Below are 17,008 nucleotides of genomic sequence, written 5' to 3'. Positions count from 1 at the left end.
GTCTGGTGGCCCGACGCGGCGAAAACGAGACCCCGTCCTACTCGTCTTCCTCGACGACTTCCGGGTCGCTCATCGCGCTCTGGAGGCTGTCGAGGCCGTTGATCCACTCCGTGACGAGGCCGTACTCGAGGTCTTGTGCGACACCCATGTCGAGTTCCTCGCCGTCGATGATGAGCGTCCCTGCCTGGGCGGCGTAGCCAAGCGCCGCGTCGAGATCCTCTTCGGCCTCGGCGTCGGCCGCCGCGCCAAGATAGTCCCCGACGCTGCCGTCCTCGGCCGGCCCGTTGGCGACGTACTCCTCGGCCGCGAAGAAGACACAGACCAGGCTCGTCTGGACGCCGTCGACCAGGATCAGTTTCTCCTCGTCCTCGATGTCGACCTCCCCGAGGACGATCTCGCGGACGTCCTCGATCTCCGCGAGGGCGTCCTCCCCCTCGAGTTCGCCGTCGTCGTAGGCGGCAACGATCTTCGCGATCGCGATCGCCGTGTCGTCCTGCAGGTTGAGCAGGAGTCGAGCCGAGTCTTCGTCTTCCGGATCGATGTCTTCGTCTTTGATGCGACCGATCCAGTTCTGCCAGCGTTCCTCCGAGTAGAACTCGGTCGGGGGATTGCTCATACAGACACCTACACCGGCCGCTTGAAATGCCTTTCTCTACACTAGCCGCCGAAAGTGAATGTTTGGACCGGCATGATGATCGGCTAAAACGCTTTTACAGCCGCTCATGAGAAGTCAGGTGCCGTTTCAGCTCGTCGGATAGAGCGGGCGTTCGACGGTAAGAAGGAATTACCCGTTCTCACTCGAGCGTCGCTTCGGTATCGATCCCGTAGACAGCCTTCGGCGTCTCGACGTGTGCGATCTCGACCGCCTCGTCGTACCCGTTCTCGAGCAGCCAGCGGACCCGCCGGGGGACCGTCTTGGGACCCAACACTGCGCCCGGCCGGTCGGGGTCGTCGATGTAATCGGTCTCCATCAGGAACGGCTCGCCCCGCTCGGCGGCCGTCTCGAGCCGATCCTTGTCGCTCATCACGCTCGGCGTCGGTCCCTCGAGGCGGCCGCTCGCGTAGTGTTTGACGACCCGGTGGGGCACCATCCCGGCCGCCTCGGCCCAGTCGGCCACCTCGGTCATGTCCTCGCTGGCCTCGGCATGGAGCTGGACCGCACACTCGAGGGCGGCCCCGTGGTCGAACGCCCGGCGCATGACGTCGTTCGAGGCCGCCCAGACGTCGTCGTCGACCTCGTAGTGAGGGCGGCCGGACTTCAGCGCCAGCGCGTCGCCCGCTTCGACGTACTCCGCCGCCACGTCGATGCCGGCCTGCATGAGATCGCAGGCCTCGTCGGGCGCAAAGCCGCGCTCGTCGACCAGCCGCGAGATCAGCCCCGGATGGACCCCGAGGACGGGCCAGGCCCGGCCCTCGAGTTCGCTCGAGGCCGCCTCGACGATGTCGATGGTGCGTTCGAAGACCTCGCGGAAGTCCGCACCGGTCTCGGCCTCGACGCCGAGATGCCAGGAGGGTTTGTTCACCACGAGCAGGTGGGTGCCGCCGACGCGGGCGAAGTCGCGGACGGCGTCGATGCCCCGGTGGTTGTCCGGATCGAGGTGGAGGTGGTCGTCCAGCACCGGCCGGTCGTCGATCATACGCGTGGCTGGGCGGGCCGCGCCCGAAAAGTCACCGGGTTCGGACCGCCCGGGAGTGGACTGTCATTATCAACCCGTATCGACCGTCATCGGCCGCTGTGGGCCGATGACCGGGAGTTTGCCGACCAGCTCCATCCCCGACGCCGTCGTCGGGAACCGATAGCTAAATGATAGACCTCGCGCGTACTGCCAGAAGGATCGATAGCGACCGACGAGAACCACGAATCCAATACTGTCAGAAATAGTTATTATGACTGATGTCAATACTACGACCGCGTGGCAATATGAGTGATCACATATGAGTGAGGCTGGCGACGAACCGACCGACCAGTTCACACAGCCCGACAGCGGCGGCCCCACAGTCGAGTTCTACGGCGGCCGCGGGATGAGTGCGTTCCCGATCGCCTTCTTCATCGTCTGGGCCATCGTCCAGACTGCCCTCTGGCGGATCGGCGATACCGGCGGACTCATCGTGGGCATCCTGGTCGGGCTCATCGTCGGGATGTTCTTCGCCCGAGGCGACTGGAAGCACTACGCCAACACGATCTTCGAGGGGATGACCCAGCCCGTCGCGGTGACGGCGATCGTCGCGTGGATCTGGGCCGGTATGTTCGCCCAGCTCCTGCAGGACGGCGGCTTCGTCGGCGGACTCGTCTGGTTGGCCGACACTGCCGGCGTCGGCGCGGCGCTGTTCCCCGCGATCACGTTCGTCCTCGCGGCCGTCTTCACGACGGGGATCGGGACCGGCTACGGTGCAAGCATCGCGTTCGTCGGCCTCTTTTTCCCGGCCGGCGTGTTGCTCGGTGCGAACCCCGTCCTCCTGTTCGGTGCGATCCTCTCGGGGGCGATCTTCGGTGACAACTTAGCGCCCGTCAGTGACACCACGATCGTTAGCGCTGTCACCCAGGACGCCGACATCGGGGGCGTCGTCGCCTCCCGGTTCAAATACGTCATCATCGCTGCCGTCCTCGCCTTCCTCGGCTACGTCGTCGCCGGCGGTGCGATGGACGGCATCGAGGTCGGCGCACAGGCCCAGGAGATCTTCCTCGAGGAGAGCGACGCGATCGGGCTGGTTCACGTCATCTCGATGGCCGCCGTGATCGGGACGGCTATCGCCGGCCGACACATCGTCGAGGCGATCTCGTGGGGGATCGTCGTCGCCGTCGCCTTCAACCTCGTCTTCGGCCTCGCGGGCCTCGGCGACATCGTCATGTTCAACGCCCCACAGGATGCGCCGCTGGCCGGTCCGCTCGAGTCCCTGCCGATCCTGACGATCGTCGAGGACCCCGACGCTGTCGGCGTCGGCGGCAGCCTGATGAACGGCGTCGCCGGCTTCCTCGAACTCTCGATCCTCGTCTTGCTGATCATCGGCGCGGCCCAGATCATGATCCGCGGCGGGGCCTTCGACGTGTTGCTCGAGTGGTCGATCGAGAACCTCGCGACGAACGTCCGCAACGCCGAGTTGACGATGGTCGGGACCGCGGCGCTGATCAACGCGATCATCACGATCAACACCGCTGCCGAGGTCGCGATCGGCCCCTACATCTCGAAGATCGGCGAGCGGTTCAACCTGAACGGCTACCGCCGGGCGAACATCTTAGACGGCCAGACCGCGGCCATGGGCTACATCTTCCCGTGGTCGGGCGGGGTGCTGGCCGGCTACTCGGCGATGCAACAACTGCCCGACGACTACAGCTGGTTCGAACAGTCGATGCTCGTCACGCCGATCGACGTCGTCCCCTACGTCTTCCAGGGCTGGCTACTGGTGGCGGTGTTCATCGTCGCGGCGTTGACCGGCTTCGGCCGCGAATACCTGATCGACCGCGAGAGCGAGGAGGTGGCACGCGTATGAGCATCTTCGGAAAGTACCTCACAGGCTGGACGTTCCGGGCGAACCGACCCTCCCTCGAGGTAGGGAGCGAAATAGACGTCTTCATCTCCGAGACCAACGGCTCGGCAGGACGGGCCTACATCGGCGACACCGAACTGCTCGTCGAGGGAGCCGGACCCGAGACCGTCGAGAAGCAAGTCCGTGTTCGCGTGACCGACTTCGACGAGACCACGGCAACGGGCGAGGGCGACCTCGTTGAGGTCGTCGGCGAAAGCTCGTACAGCGGCTAACCGTCCGGCTCGAGCGTGACGGCCTCGTCGGCCGCGTTTCGCAGCGCATCCGAGCGGCCGTACGACCCCGGCGCGATCGCGTACGTTTTGACGCCGCGGGTACCCGCGTGTTCGAGGACGGGTTTAAAGTCGGTATCGCGTGAGGCGATCGCGAGCCGGTCGATCGTAGCGTCGCCGGCCAGCGCGGTCGCGTCGACCGCGAGTTTGACGTCGACGTCGCCGCTGGTGACGATCACTTCGAAGCCGCGGGCTTCCGCGGCCTGAATGAGGCCGGGTGTCGCGTGTTCGTCGAGGTAGAGACGGATGACGCCGACGCGGCCGAGTTCGCCGGCGGCGTCCCGGAGGTCGTCGAGATCGACGTCGAACTCGTCGCGGAAGACGTTCGGCCCGTCGACGAACAGCCCGACCGTCGGCTCGGTTTCGGTATCGGGCGCGAGACGGGTACGAACGCGGTCGAACATAGTCAGTTGCCCGCTCTTTCCCGTGCCTGGAGATAGGTGTGGCGAAACGCGACCGTCGCCGCTATTCCCATCGACTCGAACGGCGTCCCGATCGCGATCGGTTCGAGATCGTGAACGGGAGAAAAATACACTGCCCGTCAACCATAGATAAACCCTGGTTGGGTTTATAATCTGCCACAACGGGGAGACAAACGGACCGCGATGGTGGTTTCTACCAGTAATAACTCCCTCATGAGAAGTGGTATTAGTATATTTATAATTTATATTAACTCCTAATAGATTTAAAAATCATTTAGTGCAAGAGTATAATCTCATCAGTTGCGTCATGACAGAAGATAACTACTCTGGCGTGAATCGACGATCAGTCCTCGAAGCAGCCGGTGCGTTCGGTGCGATTCTCGGCCTCAGCGGCATTACGTCCGCAACGCCGGGTCGTGAACCGGGGCCGAAAAAAGACGAACTGATCGTCGGTGTCGATGCCGATGTATCGGACATCGAAGCGGCAGTCGATCCGAAACTCCCGAGCAACGCGACCATCGTACACACGAACGAAACGCTCGGCTACGCGTCGGTAGAGATAGCCGACGAAGCCTCCATACAGGCCAAGGAAAACGTCCAGCGAAACCTCATGGACGTCAACGAGGTACAGTACACGGAGGACAACGTCACGTATCACGCACTCGAGGCCGAGCCGCTCGGGTCGGGAACCGACGACGAGACGACAGACGCACGAGGGAGTGCATCGCCACTGTACACGCCGAACGATCCGAGCTTCGGGAGTCAGTACGCGCCACAGCAGGTCAACTGTGAGGAAGCCTGGGAAGAGACCCTCGGCGATCCGAACGTGACGATCGCGATCGTCGATCAGGGGATCCAGTACGATCACCCGGATCTCGCGGAAAACATGGACGACAGCGTCTCGAACAACGGCAAGGACTTCGTCGACGGTGACGGTGATCCGTATCCGGCAGACGCGAGCGAGAACCACGGGACGCACGTCGGCGGAATCGCCGGCGGCGGTACCGACAACGGAACGGGTCATGCCGGCATTTCGAACTGTTCGCTCCTCTCGGCCCGCGCGCTCGGGTCCGGTGGCGGCGGGTCGCTCTCGGACATCGCCGACGCGGTCCAGTGGTCGGCCGATCAGGGTGCCGATATCATCAACATGTCCCTCGGTGGCGGCGATGCGACGAATCTCATGCGACAGGCCTGTGAGTACGCACAATCGCAGGGCTCGTTGCTCGTTGCGGCTGCCGGCAACGATTCCGGCAGCCCCGTCTCGTATCCGGCCGCCTACGACACCGTGCTGGCCGTCTCCTCGCTCGACGAGGGCGAAACGCTGTCGGACTTCTCGAACGTCGGCCCGGAGATCGAACTGGCCGCACCCGGCGGTAACGTCCTCTCGTCGATCCCCTTCGACGACTACGACACCTTCAGCGGCACCTCGATGGCGTCGCCGGTCGTCGCCGGCGTCGCCGGACTGACGCTGTCGGCCTGGCCGTCCCTCTCGAACGACGAGTTGCGGACACACCTCCACGAGACGGCCGTCGACATCGGTCTGGACGCTACCGAACAAGGAAACGGTCGCGTCGACGCCGCGAACGCCGTCACCACCGAACCCGGGACGACTCCCGATCCGGATCCGGACCCCGAGCCCGGCGACTGTGGCGACGAAGTGAACACGGCCAGTAAGGACGGCCAACTCAGCGGTGGCTGGTGGGGCAATCCGAGCGACACCTACACCTACACACTCAAGACGGCGAACCCCTGCAGCGCTACCGTCACCCTCGAGGGGCCGGCGAGTGCGGACTTCGATCTCTACCTGACTCTCGACGGACGGACGCCAACGCGGCAGGACTACGATAAACGGTCGGCCAGCAACGACTCGAGCGAATCGATCGACGTGGACCTCAGCGGCGACGAGGAGTTCGGCATCCTCGTCAGGCGATACAGCGGCAGCGGTTCCTACACGGTTGGCGTCGAAGAACTGGGCAAATAGAGCCGCTCAGGACGGAACCGCGATCAGAACGCCGTTCGACGTCACCGATCGAGACCGGCCGCTGACCGGTCGGAGTCCGTCGAAACCGCGACGGCGTTTCTCGCGTGCCGGTCGGTTCGCGTAACCGGCCGACTTCATATATTCGATCACTATTAGCAGATATTGTTTCATCCAATCATTATCGCCGCGGTTATTTCGAGAATAAATCAGACGAAGTTCGATAAGAGTTTACTAATTTCAGGGAGTGATGACTGTCGTCCCATGACACCGAACGGTCCCCCGGACGACACCGCAGAGCCGACCTACGACCGCCGGTCGATCCTGTCCGGCACCGGCGCGATCGGTCTCGCCGGCCTGCTCGGCTCGAGTACCGTCACGAGCGCGACGCCGGGTCGCGATCCCGGACCGCGGACGGACGAGATACTCCTCGGCATCTCGGCGGGTGCCGACGACGTCGCCGCCGAGGCACGCAGCGCCATCCCCGGCGACGCCGAGGTGGTCCATACCAACGAGACGATCCGCTACGCCGTCGTCGAGTTCCCGTCTGCGGCCCCCGACCGTGCCCGCGAGCAGTTCATCGACGCGGTCACCGCCTCGCCGGCGGTCGAGTACGCCGAACCCAACGCGACGCTCCAGTCGCTGCTCGAGCCCAACGACCCCTACTACGGCTATCAGCACGCCCCCGAACTGATCGGCTGCGAGCGGGCCTGGGAGACGACCCGTGGGGACGAGGACGTCGTCATCGCGGTCGTCGATCAGGGGATCCAGTACGATCACCCGGCGCTCGAGGAGACCATGGACGAGCGGATCGGCAGGGACTTCCTGAACGGCGACGATGATCCCTACCCCGGCCGCGGCGGGGACCACGGCACCCACGTCGGCGGGATCGCCGCCGGCGGGACCGACGACGGCACTGGCCACGCGGGGATCAGCGACTGCTCTCTCCTGTCGCTCCGGGCACTCGATGCGGACGGCGTCGGCTCGCTGTCGGACATCGCCGACGCGATCCAGTGGGCCGCCGACGCCGACGCGGACGTCGTCACCCTCTCGCTGGGCGTCGACGGCTCCTACCGAACCCTGACCGCGGCCTGCGAGTACGCGGCCGATCGGGGCGTCCTGCTGGTCGGTGCTGCCGGCAACAACGGCAGCGACCGGGTCTACTCGCCGGCCGCCGAGGACAGCGTCGTCGCCGTTGCCGCCGTCGACGACGACGATTCGATCGCCTCCTTCTCCAACACCGGCCCCGAGATCGAACTGGCCGCACCGGGCAGCCGCATCGTCTCGAGTACGACCGGCGGCGACTACGGCCGGATGTCCGGCACGTCGATGGCGACCCCGGTCGTCGCCGGCGTCGCCGGCCTCGCGCTGTCGGCCCATCCCGACCTCTCGCGATCACAACTCCGCGATCATCTCCGCGAGACGGCCGTCGACGTCGGCCTCGCGGACGACCAGCAGGGGTACGGTCGGGTCGACGCGGCCGCCGCCGTCGAAACGGACCCCTTCGGGGACGACGGCGGCGGCAGCGAGGACGAGCCCGAATCCGACACCGGCAACTGCGGCGACGAGACGGTTACAGCGAGCGCGAGCGGCTCCCTCGACGGCAGCGGCTGGTGGGGCGAGAGCAAACGGTACGGCTATTCGCTTCGCACCGACGACCCCTGCTCGATCACGATCGATCTCGAGGGCCCCGCTCGGGGCGACTTCGACCTCTACGTAACCACCGACGGCAGTAGACCCACTAGATGGAGCCACGACGAGGCGGCCGCGGGTGCGGGGACGAGCCCATCGCTCACGCTCGCCCTCGAGGGCGACGAGTCGTTCGGGATTCAGGTCCACGCTGACAGCGGCAGCGGGGCGTACACGCTTCAGGTGGAAGAACGGGGTCGATAAGGAGCGCCCGCGAACGACCGCCTCGAGCCGAACTGGAACGCAACGGGCGCCTCCGCCCGGTTTCGGGCGCTACTCGAAGACGAAGTAATCCCGTTCCTCGCCCTGCACGGAGATCCACTTGGGCTCGGTGAGTTCCTGCGTGATCCACTCGCCGTGGTAGCGTCCGAGGCCGGACTGCTTGACGCCGCCGAAGGGCGCGTTGTGGTCCTCGTTGATCGGCTGGTCGTTGATGTGGACCATGCCCGCTTCGACGCGGTCGGCGAGGTCGCGAGCCCGCTCGGCGTCCTCGCAGAAGACCGACGCCGAGAGGCCGTACTCGGTGTCGTTCGCCAGTTCGATGGCCTCGTCGTCGTCCGAGAACGGAATGACCGGCGCGACCGGCCCGAAGTGTTCGTTACAGGCCGTCGGCATGTCGTTGGTACAGTCCGACAGCACCGTCGGCTCGACGAACAGCCCGTCGGCCTCGCCGCCGGTCTCGAGGGTCGCGCCGTCCTCGAGCGAGCCCTCGATGAACTCGACTAAGTCGTCGCGCTGGGTCTCGTTTTGCACCGGGCCGAAGGTGACGTCCTCGTTCTCGGAGGGATCGCCGATGACGAGCGACTCGGCGTGGTCGACCAGCAGGTCGACGTACTCGTCGTAGACCGACTCGTGGACCAGATGGCGGTTGATCGAGATACAGACCTGCCCCTGATGGAAGAACGACCCGAACGCGCCGGCGCGGGCGGCCCGCTCGAGGTCGACGTCGTCGGTGACGATGAAGGGGGCGTTCCCGCCGAGTTCGAGGGCCGGCAGCGCGAGGTTCTTGCCGGCCTGCTCGGCGACGCCCTTACCGACGGGCGTCGAGCCGGTAAAGGAGACGACCCGCGGCGTCGGGTGGCTGGCGATCCGGTCGCCGATCTCCGAGCCGCGGCCGGTGACGACGTTGACGACGCCGTCGGGGACGCCCGCGGCCTCGCAGAGCTTCGCGATGAGCAGCCCGCCGGTGATCGGCGTGTCCGTCGCCGGCTTCAGGACGACGGTGTTGCCCAGCGCGATCGCGGGTGCAACGGCCCGCAGGGAGAGATGCAGCGGGAAGTTCCACGGCGAGATGACGCCGACGACGCCGACCGGCTCGTAGACGATGTGGTTGTCCTTGTCGTCGACCGACGGGGAGGGGCGGACCTCCTCCTCAGGCGGCTCTAACTCCAGGGCCATCTCGACGTCGCCGGTCGCAGTGGCGAACTCGCCCATAGCGCGATAGCCCGGGGTGCCGGCCTCGGTCGCGAGCAGGCCGGCAATCTCCTCGAAGCGCGCGTTGAGTTCGTCCAGCAGGTTCTGGACGATCTCGTTGCGCTCCGCTCGAGGGGTCGCCGCCCAGTCGGACTGGGCCGCCTCGGCCGCCTCGTAGGCGGCGTCGACGTCCGCTTCGGTCCCCGCGGGTACTTCCGTAAACACTTCCTGTTTCGCCGGGTTCTCCACGGGGATCGTCTCGCCGCCGGTGGCGTCGCGCCACTCGCCGTCGATATACAGCTGGTTCCAATCGGCCTGCGGCTCGAGTGTCGGCGCACTCATACTGTACCTCGGATACGTTATTTCCGAACATATGTTTTCGGCAACCGGAGACAGTAGCTCGTATCGTTGTAACCCGAATCGGTTACCTGTCCGGACCGGGGTCGGTTTCGACGCCGAGCCGGCGTCATGCGTCTCCTCGCGCCGCGGGCGATCGGCCGCGTGTTCGGTCGACGAAAAGACATTACTACTCCGCGGATGACGGTGTAGATATGCCGCTTCAGACGCCGCCGTTACGTGGGTTACACGACGAGTACGGGGCGAAGTTCACGGAGTTTGGCGGCTGGGACATGCCGGTCGAGTTCGAGTCGATCCGGACCGAACACGCGGCCGTCCGGGAAGGCGTCGGGATCTTCGACGTCTCACACATGGGCCAGCTGCACGTCACCGGCCCGGACGCGACCGAGCTGATGCAACGGCTGACGTCGAACGACGTCTCGCGGCTCGCGGTCGGCGACTCCCAGTACGCGACGATCACCGACGAGGACGGGATCATCATCGACGACACCGTCGTCTACCGGCTCCCCGACGGTGACGGCAACGCGACGGACGACGCCGACGGCGACCCGACGTACCTGTTCGTTCCCAACGCCGGTACCGACGAGGCCACCCACCAGCGCTGGATCGACTACCGCAACGAGTGGGACCTCGAGGCGACCGTCGACAACCGGACCGACGAGTACGCCATGTTCGCGGTCCAGGGACCCGAGGCGGTCGCGTTGGTCGATGACGTAACCGAGGAGTCGGTCGCCGATCTCGAGCGCTTCGAGGCCCGGTACGCGACGATCGAGGGCGTCGACTGCTGGACGGCCCGGACGGGCTACACCGGCGAGGACGGCGTCGAACTGATCGTCCCCTGGGCGGCCGCCGAGGAGATCTGGACCGCGTTCGACTGCCAGCCCTGCGGACTGGGCGCTCGGGACACGCTCCGCATCGAGGCCGGCCTGCTGTTGGCCGGACAGGACTTCCACCACGACGACGACCCCCGGACTCCCTACGAGGCCGGCATCGGCTTCACCGTCGCGCTCGAGACCGAGTTCGTCGGTCGGGACGCCTTGGCAGAGGTCCACGAGCGGGGCGTCGAAGAGCGACTGGTCGGCTTCCAGTTGATCGACCGCGGCGTCCCCCGGCACGGCTACGACATCACGAACTCCGAGGGGCGGGTCATCGGCACCGTCACCAGCGGCACGATGAGCCCAACGGTGGAGCAGCCGATCGGGCTGGGGTACGTCCCGGTCGAGTACGCCGAGCCGGGGACGACGCTACAGGTGGTCGTCCGTGGCCAGTCGAAAAAAGCAAGAGTTGAAACCACACCCTTCATCGATACAGTATGAGCTTCGACGTTCCCGACGACAGACGGTATTTGGAATCACACGAGTGGGCGCTCGAGACCGACGGCGTCGTCCGCGTCGGTATTTCCGACTTCGCACAGGACGAACTCGGCGACGTGGTCTTCGTCGAACTCCCCGACGAGGGCGACGACCTCGCCCAGGAGGCGGAGTTCGGCGTCGTCGAATCGATCAAGGCCGTCTCCGACCTCTATGCTCCCGTCGGCGGCGAGGTCGTCGCGATCAACGACGACCTCTTCGACGCCCCCGAACTCGTCAACGAGGACCCCTTCGGCGAGGGCTGGATGCTCGAGATCGAGCCCGACGATCCCGACGCCCTCGAGGCGCTGCTGACCGCCGACGAGTACGAAGCACAGATCGCCTGAGACGGGGGCGTTCGGCGACCGGGAGCCCGCGCTATTCGATCGAAACCAGACTGTCGAGGACGCCGTCCAGTTCCGCGTTCGTCACGGCCAGCGAGTAGCCGTCGATGCGGGCGAGTTCCTTCGCGTGATCCCAGAGGTCGTCCTCCTCGAGCCCGTGGAGGATGACGGCGTTCGGCGTCGGGTTGACCACTCGCAGGGCGATTCCGACGCCCTCGCCCTGCGTGACGTTCGTAAAGACGAGAACGCGGTTCGTACTCTGGCCGTAGAGCCGAAAGAACTCCTCGCTCGAGAGCCGCGTGATCGCCTCGATGCTGTCGATGACGGTGTGGCCGCTGACCCGGTCGGTGCCGCTCGAGGCGACCTCCGTCGCCTCGAGGTCGTCATGCAGCCGCTCGAGGGGGATCGAGGTGGCGTACTCCCGGAGGTCGTAGACGACGTCGCTCTCGAACCCCGCCGAGAGGACTCGACCGTACTGGCGGATACGCTCGCCGCCGCGGCGCTCGTCGATCGCGAGCAGTCCCTCGACGAGCCGGCCGACGACGCCGATGCCGGGGCTCTCCCGGCGGCCGCTCTCGTAGTCGGAGATGACCGAGGAGGAGACCTCGAGTTCGGTCGCCAGATCGGTCTGGGAGACGTCGAAATCGGTGCGCCACTTGCGCAGCGTCGCGCCGGGGTCGTCGCTCAGCGTGATCTCGCCGGCGATCTTCTCCGCGAGTTCCCGTTTGGGTCCGCGTCCGCTCATACCCGACGGTCGCCCGGTCGGTCCAAGTAGCTACCGGAGACGACCGCGGGCCGGCCGCTCGTTCCCTCGAACCGGAGTCGATCGACCGACTACGCGATACCGGGAGCGACCACGGACGTATTTGTGGCCGGTGTTCGAAGACGGGGTATGAGCTGTCGACCGATCGATGCCCCGCCGACGAGCGAATGAAGGGGTACTATCTCCGATACCTGCAGGTCCTCGTGCGGTTCCTCCCGATCGCGGTCGCCTTTCTCCGGGACCGCCGGCGGTTCCTCGTGTTCGGACCGCCCAGACGGGTCGCTGAGGCCACCCACCGGGAGCGTGCCCGTCGGTTGACCGAGACGATGGTCGATCTCGGACCGGCGTTTATCAAGATCGGCCAGGTGCTGTCGACCCGTCCCGATCTCGTGCCGCCGATCTACGTCGAGGAGTTCGCGACGTTGCAAGACGAGATCCCCGAAGACGCCGGCGGCGATCCGCTGACCGTCGTCGAAGCGGAACTCGGCGACGACCTCGATCTCGAGACGCTCGAGCCGGTCGCCGGGGGATCGCTGGCGTTCGTCTACACCGTCGACTACGAGGGCGAACGGATCGCGCTGAAGGTCCGCCGGCCCGGCCTCGAGCCGATGATCGAGCGGGACCTCCGCGTCGTCAGGGGGCTCGTCCCGCTGCTTCGGGCCGTCGCCGACGAGGACCAGCGCTACTCGATCGAGAACGTCGCCGACGACTTCGAGGCGATCGTCCTCGAGGAACTGGACTTCGGACGCGAGGCCGAGATCATGCGGACGATCGCGGACAATTTCGCCGACGACGACCGGGTCCGCATTCCGGCGACCTACGATGCCCTCTGCTCGGACCGGATCGTCGCGATGGAGTACATCGAGGGGACGAAGATCACCGACGAGGACGCGCTCGCGGAAGCCGGACGCGACCGGACCGAGATGGCCACGCTGCTGGCCCGCACGTATCTGAAGATGGGGCTGGTCGACGGCGTGTTCCACGCCGATCCACACCCCGGCAATCTCGCGGTGACGGCGGAGGGCCGACTCGTCGTCTACGATTATGGCATGAGTCGGCGACTCACCGAGGCCGAACAGGAAGACATCACGAGCCTCTACCGGCACCTCGTCCGCCGCGACATCGACGGCCTGCTGAACACGCTGATCGCGCTCGAGGTGTTAGATCAGTCGGTCGATCGAGCCGCGGTCAGGCAGGTCCTCGAACTGGTGATCGACAACCTCGAGGGGCGGTCGGAGATCACCTGGCGGCGGATCATCACCGAACTGTTCTCGACGCTTCAGGAGTTCCCGTTCCGGATCCCGCCGAACGTCATGTTGCTCGTCCGGGTCGGCACGGTCGGCGAGGGGGTCTGCCGGAGCCTCGACCCCGAGTTCGACTTCATCGCGGCCACGCGCTCGTTCCTCGTCGACCACGGGTTCATCGAGAGCGAGGTCGACGCGCTGCTTGCGGACGTCCGGACCGACCTCCGCGAGTCGGCCCCCGTCCTGGCGCGGGCTCCGTCGCGGTTCGATTCCGTCTTCGGCCAACTCGAGCGCGGCGAACTGGTCGTCAGGACCGAGCCGGTCGAGCCCAGCGACGGCGGCGATCCGGCCGTCGGGTACGCCGTCGTCGCCGGTTCTCTGGTACTTGCAAGCGCCGTCTTGACGTTCCACCCGGCACCGCTCGAGATCGGAAGCGCCGTTCTCGCGCTCGTCTTCCTCGGGCAGTACGTTCGCCACCGACGAGCGGGGTAGGGACGACCGAGGCAACGGCGGCGACACCGGCCAAACAATCAAGCCCCCGCGGTTCGAGTCGCCGAGATGTGCCATCGACGGTCGTCCACGTCGCGTTCGCGGGACTGATCGGGATCGCCTTGCTCGGCGACGAGTTCGATACGAAGGCGATCCTGCTCGTGATGGGCACGAGCGCGCTGCTCGATCTCGATACGCTGATCGGCATCGTCGTCCCGGGGACTCACCGCGCGGCGTTGCACAACCTCTGGATCGTCCTTCTCCCCGCCGCTGCCCTGTTGTGGGACACCCGATACCGCGAGGAGTCGCTCGTCCGGAAGCGGTGGGGCGTGTACGGCCATCGCCTCGCGTGGACGACGCTCGCCGCGTTGCTGTTCGCGCACGTCCTCCTTGACGCCTTCTTCAACGGCGTCAACCTCTTCTGGCCGGTCCACGACCGGTTCTACGATCTCTCGGGCGAACTCCTCGTCACGGATCAACGCGGCCTCGTCCAGACGTTCGTCGAACTCGAGGGCAGCGGCATCGCCGAGACTACAGCGCGGGGCACGACCGAGGACACCCACTACCGGACCGGCGTCGATCCGACGCGAGACGAGCCCGCGACCGGGGTCGAACGGATCTTCCCCATCGCGGCGACCGGCGAGCGATTCGTCCTCACTATCGCGGGGCTCACCGCAGTCGCCGTCCGAATCCTCGAGGACCAGCAGGCGGACTGACCGGGCGGCGGCCCGACGGGACCCGACGCCGCCGAGGGCTCGATGCGATGTCGCCAGTCACTCGTGTTCGGACGGCGGCTCCGTCGTCTCGACGCGGTCGCGCAGCCACTCGATGGCCGCGTCGGCCGTCTCGAGGTCGGTACTCGAGACGCGGATCCGACCGGGACGGTTCTCGCTGCGCGGGTAACTGCCGACCGCCACGTCGAACCGCTCGGCCACGCCCTCGAGGGCATCGTGGAGCGAGCCCTCGGGCGCCGGCGTGTAGATCGTCCGAGCGACGGCGTCGCCCTGAAACTCGTCGGCGACGGCCTCGAACATGGCCTGCATCTCGTCGGGGATGCCCGCGAAGACGTAGACGTTCTCGACGATACAGCCGGGGGCCCATCCCTCGTCGATGACGATCGGCGTCGCGCCCTCGGGGATCGAGGCTGCCGCGTCGATGTCGAGTTGCAGGTCGTACTCCTCGACCAGGTCGGGGTTCTCGTCGCGGAACGCGGCGGCTTTGTCGACCAGCCGCTCGCGGATCTCGCCGTGGACGACGAACGCCCGGTTCAGGCCGTCGGCGACGGCCTCGACGGTCACGTCGTCTGGTGTGCCGCCGATACCGCCGGTGACGATCACGGCGTCGAACGCGTCGCTCCAGCGGGCGACGGTGTCTGCGATCAGGTCGCGGTCGTCGGGAATCGTCAGGATCCGCTCGACGCTGCTGCCCCGTTCGGTGATCCGCGCTGCCAGCCACGACGCGTTGGTGTTGGTCGTCGACCCCGCGAGGATCTCGTCGCCGACGGTAACGATCGCGACGTTCATGGGCGGCGTTGGGACTCCGTGCAGTTAGCCGCTCCGGGATGTGACCGCCGGGCCGGCGGCGGGCGACCGCCCTCGAGTAGCGGGCCCGTCTCGCCCGTAGCGCCACGGTTTTGACAGCCCTGTTCCAAGTGTCCGTATGGTAGTATTCAGCGGCGATCGGACGCCGACGGAACTGGCTCGCTTGGAATCGCACGGGTGGAACCGATGGTAGACCTCGCCTTCTCGGTCGGACGGCTCCTCTTCGCGTTCTTCCTGGTCTTCCTGAACGGCTTCTTCGTCGCGGCCGAGTTCGCCTACGTCCGGATCCGACCGACCCAGATCGAGGCCCTCGTCGAGGAGGGACGGCGGTCGGCGAAACTCCTGCAGGAGGCCGAGGAGAACCTCGACGACTACCTCGCGACGACCCAGCTGGGCATCACGATCGCCTCGCTGGGGCTCGGGTGGGTCGGCGAACCCGCGATCGCCTCGCTGCTCGAGCCCGTGCTGGGGCCGGTCCTGCCGGCCGGAACGTTGCATCTCGTCTCGATCGCGATCGGATTCAGCGTCATCACCTTCCTGCACGTCGTCTTCGGGGAACTCGCGCCGAAGACGCTGGCCATCGCCGACGCCGAACGCATCGCCCTGCTGGTCGCTGCGCCGATGAAGTTCTTCTACTACATCTTCATCCCGGGAATCATCGTGTTCAACGGGACGGCGAACTTCTTCACGCGCCTGCTCGGCGTCGCGCCGGCCTCGGAGCGCGACGAGAGCCACAGCGAGGAGGAGATCCTACGGATCGTCGCCAAGTCGGGCGAACAGGGCGTCGTCGACACCGACGAGGTCGAGATGATCGAAGCGGTGTTCGATCTCGGCGACACGGTCGCCCGCGAGGTGATGATCCCCCGACCGGACGTCGTCACCGTCCGCGCCGACATGCCCCTCTCGGAACTCCGCGGGGTCGCCGCCGGCGGGAACTACACCCGCTACCCCGTCGTCGACGACGACGCCGACGAGCCCGTCATCGGGTTCGTCCACGCCAAAGACGTCCTCCAGGCCATCGAAGCCGCCAACGGGGAAGACACGACGGCGGCCGAACCGACCGCACGCGACCTCGTGCGGGATGCGATCATCGTCCCCGAAACGCGCCGGATCGACGGCATCCTCGCGGAGTTTCGACGGCAGGACGCCCAGTTGGCCGTCGTCATCGACGAGTGGGGCGCCTTCGAGGGGATCCTGACGATCGAGGACGTCATCGAGGAAGTCATCGGCGACATCCGCGACGAGTTCGACGCCCCCGACGCGGAGGCGTCGATCGACGAACTCCCCGACGGCCGTTACGCCGTCGACGGCGGCGTCACGCTCGAGACGGTCAACGAGACGCTGGGCACCACGCTCGAGGGCGAGGCGTTCGACACCGTCGGCGGCCTGGTCCTGAGCCGCCTCGGCCGCGCGCCCGAGGTCGGCGACTCGGTCGCGACCGACGGCTACGAGGTCACCGTCGAGGAAACCGAGGGGACGCGGATCTCGCGGGTGATCGTCGAGGCGACCGCACCGGCCGAAGAGTCGGCGGGCTGATCGGCCGCCGGCCGATTCGATCCCGTCCGATCCGGGGACCGTCATCGAATCCGACCGACGCCACTCCT

At 66.4% G+C, this 17,008-nt stretch carries 15 protein-coding genes; 9 read left to right on the top strand and 6 right to left on the bottom strand.

The features are described from left to right. Nucleotides 1-37: 37 nt before the first annotated feature. Together NP511_RS18345 and NP511_RS18340 are read right to left on the bottom strand one after the other, a co-directional pair. On the bottom strand, nt 38-616 hold the full coding sequence (locus tag NP511_RS18345; RefSeq protein ID WP_006650615.1) for a DUF2150 family protein: 579 nt from the start codon (nt 614-616) through the stop codon (nt 38-40). A gap of 178 nt (nt 617-794) precedes the next feature. Continuing rightward, nucleotides 795-1,637 (bottom strand): TatD family hydrolase, encoded by an 843-nt coding sequence (locus NP511_RS18340; RefSeq protein WP_049966604.1) that lies wholly within the window; start codon nt 1,635-1,637, stop codon nt 795-797. 298 nt (nt 1,638-1,935) lie between these two features. On the opposite strand from NP511_RS18340, the gene NP511_RS18335 reads away from it, so the two are divergent. Together NP511_RS18335 and NP511_RS18330 are read left to right on the top strand one after the other, a co-directional pair. Next, nucleotides 1,936-3,489: a Na+/H+ antiporter NhaC family protein gene (locus tag NP511_RS18335; RefSeq protein ID WP_006650613.1), complete on the top strand. Its 1,554-nt coding sequence runs from the start codon at nt 1,936-1,938 to the stop codon at nt 3,487-3,489. After that, nucleotides 3,486-3,758 (top strand): DUF7513 family protein, encoded by a 273-nt coding sequence (locus NP511_RS18330; RefSeq protein WP_006650612.1) that lies wholly within the window; start codon nt 3,486-3,488, stop codon nt 3,756-3,758. The genes NP511_RS18335 and NP511_RS18330 overlap by 4 nt, the downstream gene beginning before the upstream one ends. On the opposite strand, the gene NP511_RS18325 is transcribed toward NP511_RS18330, so the two are convergent. Continuing rightward, nucleotides 3,755-4,219, bottom strand: a complete 465-nt coding sequence (locus tag NP511_RS18325; protein ID WP_049966603.1) for an NYN domain-containing protein — start codon at nt 4,217-4,219, stop codon at nt 3,755-3,757. The genes NP511_RS18330 and NP511_RS18325 overlap by 4 nt on opposite strands. Nucleotides 4,220-4,544: 325 nt before the next feature. On the opposite strand from NP511_RS18325, the gene NP511_RS18320 reads away from it, so the two are divergent. Together NP511_RS18320 and NP511_RS18315 are read left to right on the top strand one after the other, a co-directional pair. Further along, nucleotides 4,545-6,218 carry a S8 family serine peptidase gene (locus NP511_RS18320; protein ID WP_049966602.1) on the top strand — a complete coding sequence of 558 codons (1,674 nt, stop codon included), beginning with the start codon at nt 4,545-4,547 and terminating at the stop codon, nt 6,216-6,218. 261 nt (nt 6,219-6,479) lie between these two features. Then, nucleotides 6,480-8,108 carry a S8 family serine peptidase gene (locus tag NP511_RS18315; protein WP_049966601.1) on the top strand — a complete coding sequence of 543 codons (1,629 nt, stop codon included), beginning with the start codon at nt 6,480-6,482 and terminating at the stop codon, nt 8,106-8,108. A gap of 69 nt (nt 8,109-8,177) precedes the next feature. On the opposite strand, the gene NP511_RS18310 is transcribed toward NP511_RS18315, so the two are convergent. Then, entirely contained in the window at nt 8,178-9,659 is a 1,482-nt protein-coding gene (locus NP511_RS18310; protein WP_049966600.1) for an aldehyde dehydrogenase family protein, read from the bottom strand. 209 nt (nt 9,660-9,868) lie between these two features. Here NP511_RS18310 and gcvT point away from each other — a divergent pair, with 209 nt between their 5' ends. Together gcvT and gcvH are read left to right on the top strand one after the other, a co-directional pair. Continuing rightward, nucleotides 9,869-10,990, top strand: coding sequence for a glycine cleavage system aminomethyltransferase GcvT (gcvT, locus tag NP511_RS18305; RefSeq protein ID WP_049966599.1), 1,122 nt, complete (start codon nt 9,869-9,871; stop codon nt 10,988-10,990). Next, nucleotides 10,987-11,370, top strand: coding sequence for a glycine cleavage system protein GcvH (gene gcvH, locus NP511_RS18300; RefSeq protein WP_006650606.1), 384 nt, complete (start codon nt 10,987-10,989; stop codon nt 11,368-11,370). Before gcvT ends, gcvH begins: the two co-directional genes overlap by 4 nt. A gap of 31 nt (nt 11,371-11,401) precedes the next feature. Here the strand turns inward: gcvH and NP511_RS18295 are convergent, their stop codons facing one another. Continuing rightward, nucleotides 11,402-12,112: a helix-turn-helix domain-containing protein gene (locus NP511_RS18295; protein WP_006179333.1), complete on the bottom strand. Its 711-nt coding sequence runs from the start codon at nt 12,110-12,112 to the stop codon at nt 11,402-11,404. A 185-nt stretch (nt 12,113-12,297) separates the two neighbouring features. On the opposite strand from NP511_RS18295, the gene NP511_RS18290 reads away from it, so the two are divergent. Beyond that, complete coding sequence (locus tag NP511_RS18290; RefSeq protein WP_049966598.1) at nt 12,298-13,866, top strand: ABC1 kinase family protein; 1,569 nt, start codon at nt 12,298-12,300, stop codon at nt 13,864-13,866. 68 nt (nt 13,867-13,934) lie between these two features. After that, complete coding sequence (locus NP511_RS18285) at nt 13,935-14,579, top strand: metal-dependent hydrolase (RefSeq protein ID WP_049966597.1); 645 nt, start codon at nt 13,935-13,937, stop codon at nt 14,577-14,579. A 57-nt stretch (nt 14,580-14,636) separates the two neighbouring features. Here the strand turns inward: NP511_RS18285 and NP511_RS18280 are convergent, their stop codons facing one another. Continuing rightward, complete coding sequence (locus NP511_RS18280; protein WP_049966596.1) at nt 14,637-15,386, bottom strand: competence/damage-inducible protein A; 750 nt, start codon at nt 15,384-15,386, stop codon at nt 14,637-14,639. 204 nt (nt 15,387-15,590) lie between these two features. Between NP511_RS18280 and NP511_RS18275 the strand changes: the two genes are divergently transcribed. Further along, the gene (locus tag NP511_RS18275) at nt 15,591-16,940 is read left to right on the top strand and encodes a hemolysin family protein (RefSeq protein ID WP_049966595.1); all 1,350 of its coding nucleotides are present in this window, start codon (nt 15,591-15,593) and stop codon (nt 16,938-16,940) included. Nucleotides 16,941-17,008 lie beyond the last annotated feature (68 nt).

It is taken from the genome of Natrinema thermotolerans (genome assembly GCF_031165565.1).
In the GTDB taxonomy this organism is placed as follows: domain Archaea; phylum Halobacteriota; class Halobacteria; order Halobacteriales; family Natrialbaceae; genus Natrinema; species Natrinema thermotolerans.
Note: the sequence above shows the minus strand (reverse complement) of the source record. Positions and strands in the feature narration are given on the sequence as shown.